The following is a 19,414-nucleotide window of genomic DNA, read 5'->3' as shown; positions in this document are numbered from 1 at the left end:
TCGTGGGATGCGTCACAAGACCGAGTTGCCCTGAAGAGGCAGCCCCGGAAGGATGGTCAGGTGAAGGATGCTTTGTCGAACGCGTCGGGCCAAGGCGACGGCGCGTATCTCCGGTTTCCGCACCTGCACGACGACTTGCTCTGCTTCGCGGCCGAGGACGACCTCTGGGTGGCGCCGCTGGCCGCGCCGGGAGAGCCACCCGGGCGGGCCTGGCGGCTGACGGTCGACCGCACCCGCGTCGGACATCCCCGCTTCTCCCCCGACGGCTCGCAGATCGCGTTCACGACCTGGCGCAGCCTCGACCCGGAGATCCATCTCGTCCCGGTCGACGGCGGCGCGGCGCGGCGCCTGACGTACTGGGGCGGTGTCGACGCCCGCGTCTGCGGCTGGACGCCGCCCGACCAGGACGGCACCTCGCACATCCTGGCCGTCTCCTCCCACGACCAGCCGCTCTCCCACTTCTCCTGGGCCTACAGCCTGCCCACCGACGGCAGCCCCGGCGGGCGGCTGCCCTGGGGCCCGGTCTCCGATATCGCGGTCACCGAGGTCGACGGCGAGCGCCGCACCCTCCTGCTGACCGGTACGCCCCCGCACGAGCCCGCCTCCTGGAAGCGCTACCGCGGCGGCGCGACGGGTCGGCTGTGGCTGCACGGCACGCGCCTGGTACCGGAGTTGAACGGACACCTGGCCTCGGCGATGTTCGTCGCGGGCCGGATCGCGTTCCTCTCCGACCACGAGGGCATCGGCAACCTCTACTCCGTTCTGCCCGACGGCTCCGACCTGCGGCGCCACACCGACCACACCGACTTCTACGCCCGCCACGCCTCGACCGACGGCTCGCGCATCGTCTACCAGTGCGCGGGCGACCTGTGGCTGGTCGACGATCTGAGCCCGCGCGCCGAGCCGCGCCGGCTTGACGTACGGCTCGGCGGGGCGCGCACCGGGCGCCGCCCGTACCAGGTCCCCGCCTCCTCGCACGTCAACTCGCTGTCCGTGGACACCACGGGCCGGGCGAGCGCGGTATGCGTACGGGGCAGCCTGTACTGGCTGACCCACCGCGACGGCCCCGCCCGCACCCTCGCCGACACCCCGGGCGTACGGGTCCGGCTGCCGGAGATGCTGGGCGACACCGGGCGCGTGGCGTATGTGACGGACGCCGAGGGCGAGGACGCCATCGAGATCGCGTACCTGCCGCGCGCGAGCGGTCCGCGGGAGCGGCGACGGCTGGCGGTGGGCCGGCTCGGGCGGGTGCGCGAGATGGTCGCGTCGCCGGACGGCAAGCGGCTGGCGGTGGCGGCGCACGACGGGCGGCTGCTGCTGGTGGACACGTCGGTGGACGCGGCGGAGGAGGAGGCAGTGGAGGACGCGTCGGCGGACGGCGCGGCCGAGGCGGAGGGCAACGCACCGGACGCAGCCGCAGACACCTCCCCGGAGGAGGCGTCGGACGCGGCGCCGGATACCGCGCCGGACCCCTCAACCGCCCCCGCACCCGACCCCTCAACCTCGGCCGAAATACCGGACGTCGACGAGGTCAGCGAGTTGATCCGGTCGACGAACGGGCCGGTGCGCGACCTCGCGTTCTCCCCCGACTCCGGCTGGCTGGCCTGGTCGCACCCCGGTATCGGCCGCTCGCTGCGCCAGATAAAGATCGCGCGCCTCGCGGACCGTACGGTCGTGGACGTGACCAGCGGCCGGTTCGAGGACGAGGAGCCGGTCTTCACGCGCGACGGCCGGTATCTGGCGTTCCTGTCCTGGCGCGGCTTCGACCCGGTCTACGACGTGCACACCGGCGACCTGTCCTTCCCGCTCGGCTGCCGCCCCTACCTCGTACCGCTGTCCTCCGCGACCCCGTCCCCCTTCGCACTCTCCCCCGAGGGCCGCCCGGCGGCGGGCGGCCTCGATCTGGACAGCGCGTACACGGGCGGCAGCGACGACGGTGACGGCGAGGCCGCCGAGGGCACGGTCACGATCGAGGTGGAGGGCCTGCCGAGCCGGGTCACCGCCTTCCCGGTGGCCGCCTCGAAGTACTCGGCGCTGTACCCGGTCAGCGGCGGCGGCCTGGTGTGGCTGCGCTGGCCGATCTCCGGCGCGCTCGGCGAGACCTTCGCCAATCCGGCCGAGACCTCCTCCCGCCCCACCCTCGAACATTTCGACCTGGTCAAGGCCAAGCGCACCGAACTCACCGACGACCTGGACTGGTTCGCGGTCAGCGGCGACGGCACCCGGCTGGTGGTCAACGACGAGGGCGATCTGCGGGCGGTGCCCGCCACCGAGACCGCCGACAGCGACGCCACCGTCCATATCGATATGCGGCGCATCCAGCACACCGTCGACCCGGCCGCCGAGTGGCGGCAGGCTTACGACGAGGCGGGCCGGATCACCCGCGCCTACTACTGGGATCCGGGCATGTGCGGCGTCGACTGGGACGGGGCGCTCGAGCAGTACCGTCCGCTGGTCGAACGCGTCGCCTCCCCCGATGAGTTCGCCGATCTGCTGCGCGAGGTGCAGGGCGAGCTCGGCACCTCGCACGCGTACGTCATGCCGGCCCGCCGCAACGAGGGCCCGGCCCACTACCAGCGCCCCATCGGGCTGCTCGGCGCCAACTTCGCGCGCACGAAGGACGGGCGCTGGATCATCTCCCGCATCCTGCCCGGCGAGTCCTCCGACTCCCGGGCGCGTTCACCGCTGGCCGGCACCGGCATCCGCGAGGGCGCCACGCTCACGCATGTCGACGGCCGCCCCGTGGACCCGGTGGCCGGCCCCTTCCCGCTGCTCACCGCCGCGGGCGGGACGACGGTCGAGCTCACCTTCCAGCCCGCCGACGAGGCCGGAAACAGCGGGGCCGGTGACAGCGGGGCCGGTGACAGCAAGGCCGGGGACAGCTCCACCGACGGCGACGGGGCGGGTCCGCCGCGCCGCGTCGCGGTCCAGCCGCTCATCGACGACCGGCCGCTGCGCTACCAGGACTGGGTGGCCAAGCGGCGCGCGGTGGTGCGCGAGTTGAGCGACGGGCGGTGCGGCTATCTGCACATCCCCGATATGGGCGGCTCCGGCTGGGCCCAGTTCAACCGCGATGTGCGCCGCGAGATGTCGCTGCCCGCGCTGATCGTGGACGTACGGGGCAACGCGGGCGGCAATATCAGCGAGCTCGTCGTCGAAAAGCTCACCCGCACCATCATGGGCTGGGACCTGACCCGCCACGCCGAACCCGTCTCGTACACCAGCAACGCGCCGCGCGGCCCGATCGTCGCGGTCGCGGACGAGGCGACGTCCTCCGACGGCGACATGATCACGGCCGCCTTCAAGATCCAGGGCATCGGCCCGGTGGTGGGGCTGCGCACCTGGGGCGGGGTGGTCGGCATGACCGGCCGGCACCGGCTCGGGGACGGTACGTCGATCACGGTGCCGATGAACGCCGCGTGGTTCGACGCGTACCGGTGGGGTGTCGAGAACTACGGCGTGGAGCCGGACATCGAGGCGCTGCGCTCGCCGCTCGACTGGGCGGAGGGCCGCCATCCGCAGCTGGGTGTCGCGGTGCGTACGGCGCTCGACCTGCTGGAACGCCATCCGGCGGCGACCCCGCCCGACTACTCGGACGTACCGGACCTGCGGCGCCCGAAGCTGCCGCCGAGGAGCGGCTGAGCCGGTGAGGCGCGTCCGGAATCGGACGCGCCCCACCGTGGTCACCGGGATTCCCGGAAGCGTGGCGGAGCAGGGGAAGCCGGATCGCCGCCGGGCGATCCGGCTTCCGCCCGGGGAGCGGGGAGGGTGCTCGCCAGGGGGTGGAGATCTCGGAGTCGAGGGGCTGCCGGTCCGTAGTAATTTGGGCGGTCACCCGTTCGAGTGGGGCTGCCGGATTACAGAGTGAGGCACGAACGACGACGCTACGTTGGCGGCATGGTGACATCGAGTGAAGCCGACGAGGCCGGGTACGCCCGGTTCACGTACCGTCTTCGCACGTCGTCGACCGCCCGCACGGCACTGCTGGCGGAATGGGACCGGTGCCGGTGGAGGACGATCCCCGTACCTGGCGAGCGGGATCGTGCTGACGGTGGTGTGGTCGCGGGACCTGCCCGCCGCCCCCTCCTCGGTGCGTGTGTACCAGGACAGCGTCGGGCACTGGTACTGCTCGTTCGTGGTCCCCACCCAGGTGCGGCCGTTGCCGAAGACCGGCCGCGTGCTGGGTGTGGACTGGGGTGTGAAGCAGACCGCGACCACCACCTCGAACGTCCATGACCTCCCGCATCCGGAGCACGGGCGCAGGGCCCAGGCCAGGCTGACCCGGTACGACCGGATGATGGCCCGCCGCAGACCGAAGAAGGGGCAGGCCGCATCGAGGGGCTACCGCGAGGCGAAGAAGTGGCGGGCGGAGGCCTACGCGAAGATCGCCCGGCAGCGGCAGGACACGGGCCGCAAGTGGGCGAAGAAGGTTGTGACCGACCACGACGCCGTCGCGGTGGAGGACTTCAAGGCGAAGTTCCTCGCCAGGTCCTCGGTGGCGCGCAAGGCGGCGGACGCCGCGATCGGCGCCACGAAGAAGGCCCTGATCGAAATGGGCCGCAAGCACGGGCGGGACATCCGCCTTGTGCATCCCGCGCACACCACCATGGACTGCGCATCGTGCGGAGCGAGAACCAAGCACGCACTCCCGCTGTAAGACCTCCGGGAGCGCTGCTCCCGGAGGGAGCCTGAGCCAGGAATCCCCTCCCGTTCAGGGAGGGGAGCAGTCAAATCTCCTCGTAGGGCTCCTGGTCCTCGATCCCTTCCTCCCGGTCCCGCATCGGGCGCTGCTCACGGCTCTCGCGCGGCGGCTGCTCACGCCGCGGCTGCTGCGACTGCTGCGGCTGCCGGCCGGGCTGCGCCTGTTGGCCGCGGTCGTCCTGCGCCTTGCGCCTCGACTGACGGGCCTTCTCGTTGAACTGGTCCTTGCTGGCCATCGTGTCGCCTCTCATGGGGTGGCAGAGGACAGGCCCGACCAGCGTGACACGCACCGACATCCCGCGCATTTCGGCCCAGAGGTCAATCAATCCCCCGTGCCTTGTTGTCCGCCTCGCCACCGGCCCCCACCAGCCCGGTCCGCCGCTCGCGCGTCGCCGCGAACCGAGGCTCGAAGCGCCGCACATCGCGCTGCGCGAAGGTGCCGATCAGCGCGGGCAGAGCACCCCGTACGGGCTGCATACCGCGCAGCCACCACTGCCCGTACACATGCGCCGACCGGCGCTCGATCCCGGCCACCAGCCGGTCGACCGCCGGGCCGAGCGGACAGGTGCGGTTCACCGGCCAGGGCAGCCGCCGCCGAAACTCCCACAACACATCGTCCCGCTCGAAGCCGCGCACCATGTCCGTATCGGTGAAGCTGAGGTAGGCCACGCCGACCCGTACGCCGCGGTGGCCCACCTCGGCGCGCAGACAGTGCGCGAACGCCTCGACACCGGACTTGGAAGCGCAGTACGCGGACATCATCGGCCCGGGCGTGAGCGCGGCGAGCGAGGCGATCTGCAGCAGATAGCCGCGGCGCGCGACGAGCGCGGGCAGAAACGCGCGGGCCGTGGCGGCGCTGCCCAGCAGATTGACCTCGATGACCCGCCGCCAGGCCGTCCCGTCGGTGTCGGCGAACGGACCGGCCTGGGCCACTCCGGCGTTGGCGACGACGATGTCCACACCGCCGAAGCGCTCGACGACCTCCCCGGCCACGCGGGTCATCGCCTCCTGGTCGGTGACATCGGCGTGCCAGTGGGCGGACTCGGTATGCAGCCCCTCCGCCACCCGCCGCAGCCCGTCGGGCTCCAGCCCCACCAACGCCACCTCGGCCCCCCGTGCGGACAGCTTCCGGGCCAGCGACTCCCCCACGCCCCGCGCCGCGCCCGTTATGACGGCGACCCGGCCTTCCAGACTCCTGCGCGCACTCATGTCGTCGGCTCCTCGACAGTGTCGTCGTCCGTGGCGCCCAGCGCCCTCTGCCTCGTGCCCTGTGCCGTGTCCTGCGCCGTGCCCTCGTGCCCGTACGCCTGCCCGTACTCCGCCACCAGCCCGCGGATCACCCCGCTCACCGCCGCCGGATCCTCCACGGGCGCCATATGCCCGAGCCCGTCCAGCTCCGTGAGGCCGACACACCGTGGCAGCGAAGCCGCCAGCGCTCGGGCGTGGTCCAGTGGGGTCAGCCGGTCGGCCGTGCCGGCGAGCACGGCGGTGGGCAGGGCCAGCCGGCCGACTTCCGCGTCGAGATCGAGGTCGCTCATGACCCGCCCCCACGCGGCCCGTACCGCCCGTGGGCAGGCGTACACGATGCGCGCGCACGCCTCCACCACGGCGGGGCCCGATGCCGGGCCCATCGTCACGTACTTGAGCAGCCGTCTGGAGACCGGTGTCACCGGCCCGAGCGGCGCGCGCGAGCACAGCAGCGCGCGCTGCACCCGCGTCCGCAGGCGCTCACCGCGCAGCGGTATGACGCGGCCCCGCGCGGGCAGCCGTGAGGCGCCGGTGTTGCACAGCAGCAGGGCCGTCGCACGCTCGCGCAGCTGTGGCCGGTCGGCGGCGGCCATCAGCGTCATACCGCCCATGGAGTGGCCCACGACGACGGCCCGCTCCCCGGGCGCGAGCGTCTGGTCGAGCACCGCCGCCAGGTCGTCGGCGAGCGTGTGCGTGCTGTAGCCGCCCGGGTCTGTGACCGGGCTGCGGCCGTGGCCGCGCTGGTCGTACAGGACGACCCGGTGGCCGGAGGCCAGTTCGCGGACGATCGGCGCCCAGAAGGCGGTCGAGCAGGTCCAGCCGTGCACCAGCACGACGGCCGGGGCGCCTTCGGGCCCGTGCAGTTCGGCGTGCAGGCGGGTGCCGTCGGAGGAGATGACGGTCAGTTCGCTCACGGCGACGGGCGGCGCGTACGGACCCGCGGCCTGCCGCGCCGGACGGCGGCTCACCGGGCCTCCCGCCCCGCGCCCGCACCGACACCCACGACATCCGGCGCGGCGCCGGGCGGTGCTTCGCGCTCCGGCCGCAGCACCTGGTACTCCGTGACGTCCACCCTCCGCGTCACCCTGCGGAACTCCGTCGTCGTCCCCGGCCACACCGTCGTATTGCGCCCGCCCATCAGGTACCAGCTGTCGCAGCCGCCCACGTTCCACACCGTACGGCTCAGCCGCGCTGCCATCCGGTCGGTCCACGCCCGCACCGCCGACGGCCGGGCGTCCAGCGCCACCTTCCCGCCCAGCACGTCCAACTGCCGCATGAAGTCGACGAGATACGACAGCTGCGCCTCGATGATGAGGATCATCGAGCTGGTCCCGAGCCCGGTGTTCGGCCCGATGATCGTCAGCAGGTTGGGGAAACCCGCCGCGCTGGTGCCGCGCAGCGCCTCCATACCGTCCCGCCACTCCTCCGCGAGCGTCGTCCCGTACGCCCCGGTCACCCGCCGCGCGATCGGCATATCGGTCACATGGAAGCCGGTCCCGAAGATGATCGCGTCCGCCTCCGCCTCCGTTCCGTCGGCGGCGACGAGCGCCGAGCCGCGCACCTCCTTCAACTCCGCCGCGACGACGTCGACATGCGGCTGAGCGAGCGCCGGGTAGTAGTCGCCGGACAGCAGGATGCGCTTGCAGCCGATGCGGTAATCCGGCGTCAGCCTGGCCCGCAGGGCCGGGTCCTCGATGGCCCGCCGCATATGGCGGACGGCCATCCGCTCCACCAGCCGCAGCGAATCGGGCCGTTTGGTGAACGAGCCGGTCTGCAGCTCCCGCACCCCCCACAGCACCGCCCGCCGCAGCGCGCGGGTGGCCGGGACCTTGGTGTGCAGCCAGTGTTCGGCGGCGGAGATACGGCGGTCCATGCGCGGCAGCACCCAGGCCGGGGTGCGCTGGAAGAGGGTGAGCCGGTCCACCTCCCGGTGGATGGCGGGCACGATCTGGATGGCCGAGGCACCGGTGCCGATCACCGCGACGCGCTTGCCGCGCAGATCGTAGCCGTGGTCCCAGCGCGAGGAGTGGAAGACCCGGCCGGGGAAGTCCGCCAGGCCCGGGATGTCCGGGATCTTGGGGTCGGAGAGCGGTCCGGTGGCGCTGACCACGACATCGGCGGTCAGCGCGCCTGACGCGGTGTCGATCTCCCAGTGCAGCGCGCGCGAGTCCCAGCGCATGGACCGCACCTCGGAGTCGAAGCGCAGATGCGGCCGCAGCCCGAACGTGTCGGTGACCCGCTCCAGATACGCACGGATATGCGGCTGCCCGGAGAAGTTGCGCGGCCAATCGGGGTTGGGCGCGAAGGAGAAGGAGTACAGATGGGACGGCACATCACAGGCACAGCCCGGATAGGTGTTGTCCCGCCAGGTGCCCCCGACCGCCCCGGCCCGCTCCAGGACCACGAAGTCGGTGATCCCCGCCCGGCGCAGCCGTACGGCCGCCCCCAGCCCGCCGAACCCGGCTCCGATCACCGCCACCCGTACGTGCTCTCGCGTCACCTCAGCGCCAGTCATATGGCCGCCTCCCGCAACACTCGGAACGTTGCCAGCAATTACTGGCACGGTTTGAGCGTAGGACAGGGTGCTACCGAGCGGTAGGGGCCGGACGGACGGAAGTTACCGGCGGTTCACCGCTCTGTGGTGCGGGCATAGGCTGCTGACGTGGCGACGAGCGAAGAACGCAAGGGCGCGGACGACCCTGGCTTGGGCGGCGCGGAGAAGACTGGCGAATACCGCATGGCAGAGCTGGCCGAGAAGGCCGGGATCACCGTGCGCACCCTGCGCTTCTACCGGGAGCGGAAGCTCATCCCGCCGCCGCGCCGCGAGGGCCGCGTCGCCTGGTACAACGACCACCACCTGACCCGGCTCCATACGATCGCCGCCCTGCTGGAGCGCGGCCACACCCTCGGCGGCATCGCCGAACTCCTCGCCGCCTTCGACAGCGGCGCCCGCGACGTCGCCGACCTCCTCGGCCTGCGCTCCACCCCCATCCCCGTCCCCGCCTGGTCGCAGGAGACCCCGGTCCGGCTCACCCCGGAGGCCCTGGCCGACTACTTCCAGGGGCAGGCGACGCCGGAAAACCTCGCGGCCTCCCTCGACCTCGGCTATCTCGCGGTCGACGGCGACCAGTTGGTGCATGTCAGCCGCCGCCTGCTGGACGTCTCCCGCGATCTGGTGGACCGGGGCCTCCCGCTCGCCGCCGTGCTCGGGGCGGCCCGCGACGTACGCCACCATGTGGACGCGATCGCCGAGGTCTTCGCCGCCCTCCTGCGCACCACCGTCCTGGCCGAGCCCGCCTCCCGGATCGGCGCGACGCTGGAGGAACTGCGGCCGATGGCCAAGGGTGTCGTGGACGCCGAGCTGTCGATGGCCATGGACCGCCGTATCCGCGCGGAGCTGGCGGCGTGGGCGGAGGGAGATCAGGACCGGGGATGACAGTGGCCCCTGCCATCATCGGCCCATGCTCAGTCTTCCCCTCCTCAGCGAGTTGGCGCACGAACGGCTTCCCTCCGGTCTCGCGGACCGGTTCTGCTCCCTGCTGGAACCGAGAGGTCAGGTCCTCTCGCCCGCCCGTCCCGGAGACGAACACGTCGGCGTGCTCGGCGGTGAGCCGCTGCTTCCCGAGGCCGTCGAGTGGCCGGTGTGGGAAGGACACGGCCCTCTGTCGTTCGTCGCCTCGCTCGACTGCGACCGGCTGTCGGCCGCCGCCACCGGACTGGCCCTGCCGGCCGACGGCACCCTGCTGTTCTTCTTCTTCGACGGACAGGCCGACGAATACGAGTCGTGGGTGAGCCCCTCGAACCCCGAGTCCCGTCCGGGGTCCCGCATCCTGTACGTCCCCGCCGACACGCCCGTTCTGCCGCACCCGGCCCCGGCCCCGCTCAAGCCGTACCGTCGCGTGCCGCTGCGCACCGACGCGGCCGTCGACCTGCCCCAGCTCACCGACGCCGAGGTCCGCGGCCCACTCGGCCTCGACTACGAGACGGTGTCCACCGATCCGGTGTACGTCGAGTTCCAGGACGCCGTGTGGAATCTGCGCCGGGTCCACCACCAAGTGGGCGGCGAACCCGCCAACATCCAAGGCGAGGTCGGGTACGAAGTCGGCGACTTCCCGAACGACTGGGACCTGAACGAATTCGATCCCGACAACCCCCACTACGACGACATTCTCGCCGAGGAGGCACGCTGGCGGCTCCTTCTCCAGATCGCCTCCGACGACGACGCCGACATGATGTGGGGCGACGGGGGCGCCCTCTACTGGCTGATCGACCCCGAAGACCTCGCCGCCCACCGCTTCGACCAGGCCCGCTTCACCTGGCAGTCCCACTGACGGCATCCGTCATATCGAGGGCTGCGATGACGGTTTCCCGCACATGAGCCCTGCCGACTGGCACCGCTCCCCTGGCTCACCGATCGTGAAGCCCTCGGAACGGACGTACAGGCAAGGAGAGCGCGGATGGCTGCCGGAAGGACGATTCTCGTCACGGGGGCGAGCGGGAATGTGGGGCGGCAGGTGGTGTCCCAGCTCATGGCCGGGCGTACCGGCGAGGTGCGGGCGCTGACCCGCGATCCCGGCGCCGCCGCCCTGCCCGGCGGGGTCGACGTACGCCAGGGCGACCTGGCCGACCCGGCCGCGCTGGAGGCGGCGTTGAAGGGGGTGGACACGGTGTTCCTGATGTGGCCCTTCCACGGCGCCGATCCGGCACCCGCCGTCGTGGACGCCCTCAAGTGGCATACCGGCCGGGTGGTGTTCCTGTCGTCCGCCGCCGTCCAAGAGGGAGTCCCCCGCGAGCGGCAGCGGCACGCCGTGGGCCGGTGGTCCGCGTCCGTGGAACACCTCATCGAGGGGTCCGGGCTCGTCTGGACCCATCTGCGCCCGAGCACCTTCGCCGTGAACACCCTGTGGTGGGCCGATCAGATCCGCGCCGGGGACGTCGTCCGGGGCGCGTACGGGGCCCTGCCCATGGCCCTGCTCCACGAGGCCGACATCGCCGCCGTGGCGGTGCGGGCCCTCACCGAGGACGGCCACGGGCGCACCGCCTACGCCCTCACGGGACCCGAAGTCCTGACCCAGGCGGAGCAGGTGCGCACCATCGGCGAGGTGCTGGGGCGTCCCCTCCGGTGGCAGGAGCTGTCCCGGGAAGAAGCACGTCAGCGGCTGCTGGCCGATGACTCCTTCCCCGGCTCCTTCGTGGACCCGCTCCTCGACGGCTACGCCGCGATGCTCGACGCCTCTCCCCCGGTCATCACCAGGGCCGTCGAGGCGGTCACGGGCGCACCGGCCCGCACCTACCGCGCCTGGGCGTCCGACCACGCCGCCGACTTCACCTGACCCCCCGGCTTCACCTGACCCCCCGGCTTCACCTGACCCCCCGGCTTCACCTGACGAGCAGGCGCGGCGGCAGGTAGGGGGAGACGACCCGGATGTTCCAGCCCCGGCGGCGGGCGTGGCAGGCCAGGGCCAGGATGTCGAGGTCGATGGCGGCGTCGGAGTCATCAGCACGGTCGGCGACCCGGTAGTGGTCGCGGTGCGCTTCGAGGGCGTCGATGAGGGCGAGGTTGAAGCTCTCCTCGTCGCCCTCGACGAGCTGGGAGAAGAGAACGCCGGGCGGCGGGAAGAAGCCCCAGGTCCTGGCCTTCTCGCAGTCCTCAAGCGCACGGTCCGTGGCGGGTTCGGGGTCCACGCCCCGGAAGTAGTCGTGGAGCGCCCGGCGGTACGAGGCGAAGGCGGAGCCGTCGCCTTCCAGGCGGGCGGAGCCGCTGAGGACGAGCGCGGCGATGTCCTCGCGCCGGCCGCCGATCAGGGCGAAGTTCATGGCGGTGTGCCAGGCGCCGGGCCCGGCCTGATCCCCGTGGTAGGCGGGGTAGCTGAGCGTGCTGCCGCCGATCGTCACCTCGACGTCCGTACCGGGCTCGGCGAGCGTGGCGCGGAACAGCGCCGCGCCCAGTTCCGCGGCGAGGCGCAGGTTTTCCAGCTGCTGGTCCGTGACGTCGGAGGTGAGCGAGGCGCGGGCCTTGAACAGGAGGTCCTGGTAGCGCACGGCATCCGACAGGTTCCAGGCGGAGAGCGGCTTTCCGTCCTCCGACGTCAGGGCCTCCCTGGTGTACTGCTCGAACAGGGCCTCGCTCTCCGGGTGCATCTCCTGCGGGGCTTCGGGCCGCTCGACCACCACCGGCCCGGCGGCCAGCGCGGCGACCGCGTCCGGCCGCCGTACCCGGCCGTACGCCTGGACCCGTGGCCCCGCGGTCTCGAACCCGGTCACCAGCGCCCGCGGGAGATACCCGGTGTCGACGGGCGGCTGCCAGCCCTCGCGGCGGTAGGCGAGCGCGGTCAGGGCCAGCGGCAGGAGCGGCAGGAGGGTACGGGGCCTGGCGCCGGGGCCGGGGATGGCGCTGTGCGGAAGCAGCAGCTTGGCCAGCGCGGTGCGGAAGGCGTCCCGGTCTCCGGTGGTCAGGGCGCGCAGCGCGGCCAGCCCGATGGACTGCGGCTGGTCGAGGAGGCCGCCCTCGCCGGGCGCGGCGTCGAGGGCCCGTATCCGGGCCAGCGCGGCATCGAGCGCGGCGAGCTTCTGTTCCTTTGTCGGCGGGTAGTCGGCGTCGTCGTCTCCCGTGTCCCCGATGACGTACGCCATGAAGCCGTTGATGAGCTCGACGGCGGGCCGCCCGGCCCCGTCCTTCTCGAACGGCTCACGGGCGAAGTGGAACGCCTCGCCGTGCCATGAGGCCCTGTCGGCGAGGACCGCCAGGCAGAAGGCGTCGAGCCAGCGGTGCGCGGAGATGGACTCCGGGTCGCCCTCGGAACCGGGGTCGTAGGTCATCCCGAAGTTCACATAGTCGAGGAAGACCTGGAAGTGGTTGGTCGGGTAGTACGCGGCATACGCCACGGCACCGGCGGCGGCCTCGGTGGCGTTGTCGAGGACGGCCTTGGCCTCCGGGGTGTCGAGGTCGGGGGTCCCGACGGACAGAGCGCCCAGGTAGTCGAGGAATTCCTCCGCGATCAGCTCCCACTCGTAGGTGGAGATCCGGCCGGCCCTCGACATGGAGTGGACCATCGAACCGATCCGGTTGGCGAAGTCCTCAAGAGCCGCCGAAACCGCGGCCTCGCCTATCTGGTGTCGCTCTATCCGCACTGCCTTGCTCCCCGTTCACGCGTTCCGGCGTCAGCCTACGCGGAGCCACCACTGCACAACGGCGACGGTGACCGGTCCGACGGTGGCGGCCAACCCCACCACGGCGCGTCGGGCGGCCTCCCGCCACAGCGGGACGGGACCGGGGGCGGACGGGCGGACGGAGGTTCGGCGGGTACGACGGCGGCGCTCGGCCATAACACAACTCCCCTTTCTCACAGGACGGATCGAGCTGTCACACGCACCGGGCCCGGCGTGACGACAACCGACTCTCCCGCCGCACCGCGCACCTCGTCCCCCATCGCGGGCACTGGGCGGCCCGCCTCCTCTACGCTGCTGGTCACCGCACCTGCCCGCCGGTCGCCCGCCGCGCCCGCCGCGGGCATCCGGCGGCACGGCGGCAGGGGGAGGACCGGTGGGACCACAGGTTCGCGAGCTCTACGCGCGGCTGCGGGGATTGCGGGAGCGCGCCGAGCAGGCTCGCTCCCGCGATGGCCTGTCCCGCAGTCAGGCGGTGGTCCAGGCCCGCGTCCGCGCCTCGGCCATGCCCGGCGCATCGGCTTTCCGTGGGAAGCGCGTCAGCGACTGGGCGCCTGAACATCCGGACCGTTTCAAGGTGCCCCAGGACGGCAGCGACGATCAGGTGCTCGCTCTGGTCGTCCTGTGGGCGTCGTGGGCCGGTGAGGCGGCTGACGAGCGGTGGTGGCGCGAACAGCTGGAGCGGGCCCGTACCGAACACGCCGCGGCGCGCCGTAGTCCCCCCGGTCCCCCGCAGCAGCCGGGCGAGGACCCGACGCAGACGGTGACGACCGCCGGTCCAGCGGTGCTGGAGGTCCACCGGGCCGCCCTCCCCCACACCGAGAAAGGTCCCGCCCCGGCGCTGCCCGAGCTGACCCCCTACCTGCCCAGGGCGCATGACATCGCGATCAGGTCCGCCCTCACCCCCGCCCTGGACGGGGGGCCTTCGGTCCTGGTGATGCTCACCGGCGACTCGTCCACGGGCAAGACCCGCGCCCTGTACGAGGCGCTGTGCGACCTCGCGCCCCATCACCCTCTGCTGCGCCCCCGCACCGCGGTGGAGTTGCTGCACCTGCTGGACACCGGCCGCGTCACGGCCGGGGTGGTGCTGTGGCTGAACGAAACGCAACGGCACCTCTACGGCCACGACAGCGAACAGGCCGCAGCCGCCCTGCTGCAGCTGCTGCACACCCGGCCCGGCGTGGTCGCGGTCGGCACCCTGTGGCCCGACCCCTACTGGGCCGATCTGGCCGCCACCGGAGCGCCGGAAGACCCGCACAGCCACGCCCGCGCCCTGCTCACCGCCACGGTCACCCACCGCATTGACGTCACCTCCACCTTGGCGGAAGACGAGCGGGCGCGGTGGCGCGAGTTGGCCGATCGACAGGACGACCGCCGCCTGGCCGCCGCGCTGAAGGCCGGAGCGGCTGACGGCCGCGTCGTGCAGCACCTCAGTGGGGGTCCGGAGCTGCTGGCCGCCTATCAGCGCGGCCCCGGCGACCCGTACACCCCTGTGGACCACGCCCTGATCACCGCCGCCCTGGACGCGCGCCGTCTGGGCCACCACGCTCCGATCCCCGCCGCCCTGCTCGCCGACGCCGCCGACGGTGCGCTCACCGACCGCACTCGCCCCGGAGACCCCGACTGGGCCGAACACGCCCTGACAGCCCTCAGCACCGGAGAACGCCACGACGGCACCCGCACCGATATCCGCCGGGCCCTCACCCCGCTGACCGCCCTGCGCTCCCGCGGGGGCACCCCAGCCCACTACGAACCGGCCGACTACCTCGACCAGCACACCCGTCTGCTGAGAGTCGACCAGCTCGGCACCCCTTCGCTGTGGCAGGGCCTGCTGGACCACACCACCGACCCCGCCGACCTGGCCCGGCTCGCCGACGCCGCCTGGGAGCGCACCCTCTACCGGCAGGCGGTCCTGCTGGGGCGCAAAGCCGTCGCGGCGGGCGCCCCCGGAGCCTCCGCCACCCTGCTCCACCGCCTCGCCACGCTTGACGACCCCTCCGTTCCCCGCGCCGCCCGGTGGATTGCCGCCCACACCGACCTCAGCAGCCCGAAGACGGTCGACTCCCTGCTCGGTAGATTCCGGCACGCAGGCGCCGAAGAGGGAGTCGCCGTACTGCTCGGCCGCCGTCCACAGGACCACCTGGATCTCGCCGACCCGCTCCACATCACCTTCCTGCTCGAGGAGTTACGAGAGACGGGCGCCGAGGAGGCCGTACGGACCGTGGTGCACCGCATCGTCACCGAAGCCCCGATCACCGATACGGTCGGTGCCACTTTCCTGCTGGAGTGGCTGCGGGAGGCGGGCGAGGACAAGGCCGCGGAAGCAGTGGCACGCCAGGTGGCCGACCATGCCGATCTCACCGACCCGCACGCCGCCGCCGGCATGCTCCGTTCCCTGGCGAGACTGGGCACCGGGGAGGCCGCGGCCGTTCTGGCGCGCCGGATCGTCGGCCGAGTCGATGTCGCCGCATGGGCCACCGCCGCAGCCGTAGCCCCTCCGGTCCCCCGCCGGATCCCCGATCAGGTTGATCTCACCGAGTGGACCACCGCCGCCCTCCTCGGGAAGGCAATGGCAGTCGATGCGGGCCGGGCCGTGGATACGGCGGCAAGTCGCGTGGCTGCTGCGGCCGGTCTGACCAGACCGCGTACAGCCGCCCTCCTACTGAAAGCATTGCGGGACGCGGGCGCGGACGAGGCCACCGACGCGCTGGCGCACCAGGTGGCCGGCCAGGTCAGCCTCACCGACCCGCAGGGCTTGGCCCTGCTGCTCGAGCAGTTACGGAAAGCCGGCCCGGCCGAGGCGATGTCCGCGCTGCTGGGCCGCGACCCGCACCTCTCCGTCGATCTCACCGACCCGCTCGGCGCCGCTCGTTTGCTTGAGGAACTGCGGAAGACGGGCGCCACGGAGGCCGCGGGCACTGTGGCACGTCGTGCCGCCGATGAGGCCGAACTCACCGAGTCGCGCGACGTCGTCCGCCTCCTGGCGGAGCTCTGGGCGATCAGGGAGGACGAAGGAGTCCAGAAACTGCTCGACCGTCACCCGGAGATCCACGCGGACCTCACCGATCCCCGGGGCGTCGCCCTGCTGCTGCGGGAGCTGTGCACCGTCGAAGTGTGGGAGGCGGTTCACGCACTGCTGGACCGTCATCCGGAGGCGCAAGCGGACCTCAGTGACCTGGACAGCGTCGTCCATCTGCTCGAGGAGTTGGTGAGAATCGGCGCGGACCAGGCCGCGGGCACCCTCGCACACCGCGTCATCACCGAGGCCGATCCCACCCAGAGGAACATGGCCGCCACCATGCTGAAGTGGTTGGGGCCGGAGGCCGCGAACACCCTCGCGCACCGCATCGTCGACCATACGGATCTCACCGACACGAACGCCGTCAACCTCCTGCTGGACGATTTGATGAGGGCCCATGCGCATCAGGCCGCGGGCACCCTGGCGCAGCGCGTCATGACCACGACCACCGATCCGCATATGATCGTCCGCCTGCTGGGGAGGCTACGGGCGGACGCCGCCGATGCCCTGACACACCGCGCCGCCCGCGAGGCCGCCCTCACCGACCCGGCCGCGGTCGCCTCCCTGCTGGAGGCATTGCGCACGACTGGCGCGACGCAGGCCCTCGCTACGCTGCTCGACCGCCGTCCGGAGATCCACGCCGTTCCCACCCCCTCGCACGGCGTGAAATCACTGTTGAAGGCGCTGCGGGCGGCAGGGGCGCCCCAGGCCGCCGACACCTTGGCCTGCCGCGCCACGAGAGCCGGTAGGGAGGTGCCCATGCCCGTGCCGCGCTACGGACGGGAAGCCGACTGGCGGCCCGCCGCCCGGTGGACGTGGGACGACCTGCCGCCGCTGCCGGACGAGGGTTGAGGGGCGCCGCGTCCCGCTGGGCCGGGACTACCGTTCGCGCGCGCTCGTGGAGCGTGCGGGCGGCGGAGTTCTTGAGATGCGGGCGGACCAGCTTGAGCATCCGCCGCATGCGGCCGGGAGAGCTGGCCTTGGACACCGAAACACAGCGGGTCGGCACCCTGGAAGCCGTCATCGACCAACACGAACTCTGCCTCCCCGCAACGAGCCCGCCGCCCAGTGGCCGCGCGTCGCGTTCCTCCGGCCGCGCGGCGGTGGATACGAGTGGTACGCGAGGCCGGAAGACATCGCGCACCCGCCGCACAACGCGCCATAAGGCAGCGGTTGTCTGTGGGACCGGTCCCGCCACGCCCCTGACAGCCTGGCCGACGGGCCGGAGCCCGGCCGGGCGGCCGTAGCGCCACACCTGGAAGAACGCTCTCCGACACGGCCCCGGCTCGGCACGCCGCATCGCCGTGCACCACCTCGCGGTGTTCGGACACAGCCGTTCAGCACCAGCTCAACCACTTCGGTTGAGCTGGTGCTTCAACCTAAGTGAGGCTCTATGCGACGAACGTATCGTGCACTCATAGTAGGGGTGCTCGCCCTCGGGGTCTCGGGGGCGCTCCACCCGGTCGCGTCGGCGGCGGGCTCTCCAGTGACAGTCACGGGAGTCTCGGCCAGCGCGGATGACGGAAACGTCCCCGCCAACACCCTGGACAAGGACCTGAGCACCCGCTGGTCCGCCGAGGGCGACGGAGTGTGGATCCGGTACGACCTCGGCTCGGCCCAGGCCATCGGCTCGGTGTCCATCGCCTGACACAAGGGCGACACCAGGAAAGACACCTTCGACGTCCAACTGTCCAACGACGGATCGTCCTGGACAACGCCTTTGGCACGAAAGACCAGCAACGGCACCACACTCCAACCGCAGAACTACGACTTCGCCGACACCTCCGCCCGATACCTGCGCATCGTCGGCCACGGCAACACCACCAACGACTGGACCAGCATCACCGAGACAACCGTCAACGGGCCCGACGGCGGTGACGGCGACGATGACGATCAGGGCCCCGGCCGCACCGTCCGCGTCGCGGACTCGGACCAGTTGCGGAGCGCGTTCGGGGACGCGCGGGCCGGGGACCGCATCGTGCTCGCAGACGGCAACTACGCGGTCGGCAAGATGACCGGCAGGAACGGAACCGCCGACCAGCCGATCACCGTCATCGCGGAGCACCGAGGGCAGGCGGTGATCGACGACGGGCAGCTGGAGGTGAAGGATTCCGCGTACGTGACCTTCGAAGGTCTGAAGTGGACGAACAGCGACACGCTGAAGATCACCAGCTCGAACCATGTTCGACTGACCCGCAACCACTTCCGGCTGACCGAGGAATCCTCACTGAAGTGGTGATCATCCAGGGTGCGAACAGCCACCACAACCGGATCGATCACAACCTGTTCGAGGAGAAGCACCAACTCGGAAACTTCATCACCATCGACGGCTCCGAGACCCAGCAGTCGCAGCATGATCTCATCGACCACAACCACTTCCGCAACATCGGTCCGCGTGCCGAGAACGAAATGGAGGCGATCCGGGTCGGCTGGAGCGGGATCTCCCAGGCGAACGGATTCACCGTCGTCGAGTCGAACCTCTTCGAGAACTGCGACGGTGATCCGGAGATCGTTTCCGTGAAGAGCAACGACAACATCGTCCGCTACAACACGTTCCGCACCTCGCAGGGCGTGTTGTCACAGCGGCACGGGAACCGTGGCGCGTTCTACGGAAACTTCTTCCTCGGGGAGGGGAAGGCGGGAACCGGAGGAATCCGGATCTACGGCCAGGACCACGCGATCTACAACAACTACTTCGAGGGCCTGACCGGCACCGGCTACGACGCCGCGCTGCAGATCGACGGCGGCGACGTGGACACCTCAGGGGCGCTGAGTGCGCACTGGCGTGTCTACCGGGCGACCGTCGTGAACAACACCTTCGTGAGCAACGTGTCGAATATCGAGGTCGGCGCCAACTACAAGCTCCCGCCGGTCGACTCGATCATCGCCAACAATGTGGTCACGGGAAGCCAAGGCAAGCTGTTCAACGAAGTCAAGAAACCATTGAACATGAGCTACGCCGGCAACATCGCGTGGCCGACAGGCTCTGCGTCCGTTGGCGTGACCGTGCCCTCCGGCGCCATCAAGGTGATCGATCCACTGCTGGCCCCCGACGGACCGGTGCACCGGATCGGTGCGGGAAGCCCGGCGATCGACACCGGCACCGACAGCTCCGCGTTCGTGACCGACGACATGGACGGTCAGGCTCGCACCGGCGTCGTCGACGTCGGCGCGGACGAGCGGTCGGCGTCCGCTGTCACCCGAGCCCCGCTCAGCGCGACCGACGTCGGCCCAAGCGCTCCGTAGGACGCGCCAACGACCGGTGGTGGTCAGCCATCA

Annotated in this window: 13 protein-coding genes and 1 pseudogene; 9 read left to right on the top strand and 5 right to left on the bottom strand. The window is 71.6% G+C overall.

The features are described from left to right. Positions 1–60: 60 nt before the first annotated feature. The gene (locus ACFV2X_RS22115) at positions 61–3,642 is read left to right on the top strand and encodes a S41 family peptidase (protein ID WP_385618990.1); all 3,582 of its coding nucleotides are present in this window, start codon (positions 61–63) and stop codon (positions 3,640–3,642) included. A gap of 370 nt (positions 3,643–4,012) precedes the next feature. After that, positions 4,013–4,654: pseudogene (locus ACFV2X_RS22110) on the top strand (RNA-guided endonuclease InsQ/TnpB family protein); the annotation flags it as partial. Between the two features lie 73 nt (positions 4,655–4,727). On the opposite strand, the gene ACFV2X_RS22105 reads toward ACFV2X_RS22110, so the two are convergent. The 4 genes from ACFV2X_RS22105 to ACFV2X_RS22090 form a co-directional block, all read right to left on the bottom strand. After that, positions 4,728–4,937 carry a hypothetical protein gene (locus ACFV2X_RS22105; RefSeq protein WP_385618987.1) on the bottom strand — a complete coding sequence of 70 codons (210 nt, stop codon included), beginning with the start codon at positions 4,935–4,937 and terminating at the stop codon, positions 4,728–4,730. A gap of 82 nt (positions 4,938–5,019) precedes the next feature. Next, positions 5,020–5,910, bottom strand: coding sequence for an SDR family oxidoreductase (locus tag ACFV2X_RS22100; RefSeq protein WP_385618984.1), 891 nt, complete (start codon positions 5,908–5,910; stop codon positions 5,020–5,022). Further along, a complete protein-coding gene (locus ACFV2X_RS22095) occupies positions 5,907–6,917 on the bottom strand; it encodes an alpha/beta fold hydrolase (RefSeq protein WP_385618982.1) in 1,011 nt (336 codons plus the stop codon). Before ACFV2X_RS22095 ends, ACFV2X_RS22100 begins: the two co-directional genes overlap by 4 nt. Next, the gene (locus ACFV2X_RS22090) at positions 6,914–8,464 is read right to left on the bottom strand and encodes a flavin-containing monooxygenase (RefSeq protein WP_385618979.1); all 1,551 of its coding nucleotides are present in this window, start codon (positions 8,462–8,464) and stop codon (positions 6,914–6,916) included. The genes ACFV2X_RS22095 and ACFV2X_RS22090 overlap by 4 nt, the downstream gene beginning before the upstream one ends. 147 nt (positions 8,465–8,611) lie before the next feature. On the opposite strand from ACFV2X_RS22090, the gene ACFV2X_RS22085 reads away from it, so the two are divergent. The 3 genes from ACFV2X_RS22085 (at position 8,612) to ACFV2X_RS22075 (ending at position 11,282) form a co-directional block, all read left to right on the top strand. After that, entirely contained in the window at positions 8,612–9,385 is a 774-nt protein-coding gene (locus tag ACFV2X_RS22085; protein ID WP_385618976.1) for a MerR family transcriptional regulator, read from the top strand. Between the two features lie 25 nt (positions 9,386–9,410). Then, complete coding sequence (locus ACFV2X_RS22080) at positions 9,411–10,280, top strand: YwqG family protein (RefSeq protein ID WP_385618973.1); 870 nt, start codon at positions 9,411–9,413, stop codon at positions 10,278–10,280. A gap of 126 nt (positions 10,281–10,406) precedes the next feature. Continuing rightward, on the top strand, positions 10,407–11,282 hold the full coding sequence (locus ACFV2X_RS22075) for an NAD(P)H-binding protein (RefSeq protein ID WP_385618970.1): 876 nt from the start codon (positions 10,407–10,409) through the stop codon (positions 11,280–11,282). A gap of 46 nt (positions 11,283–11,328) precedes the next feature. Here the strand turns inward: ACFV2X_RS22075 and ACFV2X_RS22070 are convergent, their stop codons facing one another. Continuing rightward, complete coding sequence (locus tag ACFV2X_RS22070; RefSeq protein WP_385619200.1) at positions 11,329–13,002, bottom strand: immunity 49 family protein; 1,674 nt, start codon at positions 13,000–13,002, stop codon at positions 11,329–11,331. A gap of 490 nt (positions 13,003–13,492) precedes the next feature. Here ACFV2X_RS22070 and ACFV2X_RS22065 point away from each other — a divergent pair, with 490 nt between their 5' ends. The 4 genes from ACFV2X_RS22065 to ACFV2X_RS22050 all read left to right on the top strand — a co-directional run bounded on the left by ACFV2X_RS22065 (position 13,493) and on the right by ACFV2X_RS22050 (position 19,381). After that, positions 13,493–16,987, top strand: coding sequence for a hypothetical protein (locus ACFV2X_RS22065; RefSeq protein ID WP_385618968.1), 3,495 nt, complete (start codon positions 13,493–13,495; stop codon positions 16,985–16,987). A gap of 541 nt (positions 16,988–17,528) precedes the next feature. Continuing rightward, positions 17,529–17,783, top strand: a complete 255-nt coding sequence (locus ACFV2X_RS22060; RefSeq protein ID WP_385618965.1) for a discoidin domain-containing protein — start codon at positions 17,529–17,531, stop codon at positions 17,781–17,783. A gap of 72 nt (positions 17,784–17,855) precedes the next feature. Beyond that, a complete protein-coding gene (locus ACFV2X_RS22055; protein ID WP_385618963.1) occupies positions 17,856–18,374 on the top strand; it encodes a chondroitinase-B domain-containing protein in 519 nt (172 codons plus the stop codon). After that, positions 18,275–19,381 carry a chondroitinase-B domain-containing protein gene (locus ACFV2X_RS22050; RefSeq protein WP_385618961.1) on the top strand — a complete coding sequence of 369 codons (1,107 nt, stop codon included), beginning with the start codon at positions 18,275–18,277 and terminating at the stop codon, positions 19,379–19,381. The genes ACFV2X_RS22055 and ACFV2X_RS22050 overlap by 100 nt, the downstream gene beginning before the upstream one ends. Positions 19,382–19,414 lie beyond the last annotated feature (33 nt).

Source organism: Streptomyces sp. NPDC059679 (assembly GCF_042734105.1).
Taxonomy (GTDB): domain Bacteria; phylum Actinomycetota; class Actinomycetes; order Streptomycetales; family Streptomycetaceae; genus Streptomyces.
The sequence above is the reverse complement of the archived record's forward strand: the minus strand, read 5'-3'. Positions and strand labels throughout refer to the sequence as shown.

Coding starts and splice junctions, on each gene's coding strand:
- ACFV2X_RS22105 (WP_385618987.1), bottom strand. CDS start 4,937: ATGGCCAGCAAGGACCAGTTCAACGAGAAGGCCCGTCAGTCGAGGCGC.
- ACFV2X_RS22100 (WP_385618984.1), bottom strand. CDS start 5,910: ATGAGTGCGCGCAGGAGTCTGGAAGGCCGGGTCGCCGTCATAACGGGC.
- ACFV2X_RS22090 (WP_385618979.1), bottom strand. CDS start 8,464: ATGACTGGCGCTGAGGTGACGCGAGAGCACGTACGGGTGGCGGTGATC.
- ACFV2X_RS22080 (WP_385618973.1), top strand. CDS start 9,411: ATGCTCAGTCTTCCCCTCCTCAGCGAGTTGGCGCACGAACGGCTTCCC.
- ACFV2X_RS22075 (WP_385618970.1), top strand. CDS start 10,407: ATGGCTGCCGGAAGGACGATTCTCGTCACGGGGGCGAGCGGGAATGTG.
- ACFV2X_RS22070 (WP_385619200.1), bottom strand. CDS start 13,002: ATGGTCCACTCCATGTCGAGGGCCGGCCGGATCTCCACCTACGAGTGG.
- ACFV2X_RS22060 (WP_385618965.1), top strand. CDS start 17,529: ATGCGACGAACGTATCGTGCACTCATAGTAGGGGTGCTCGCCCTCGGG.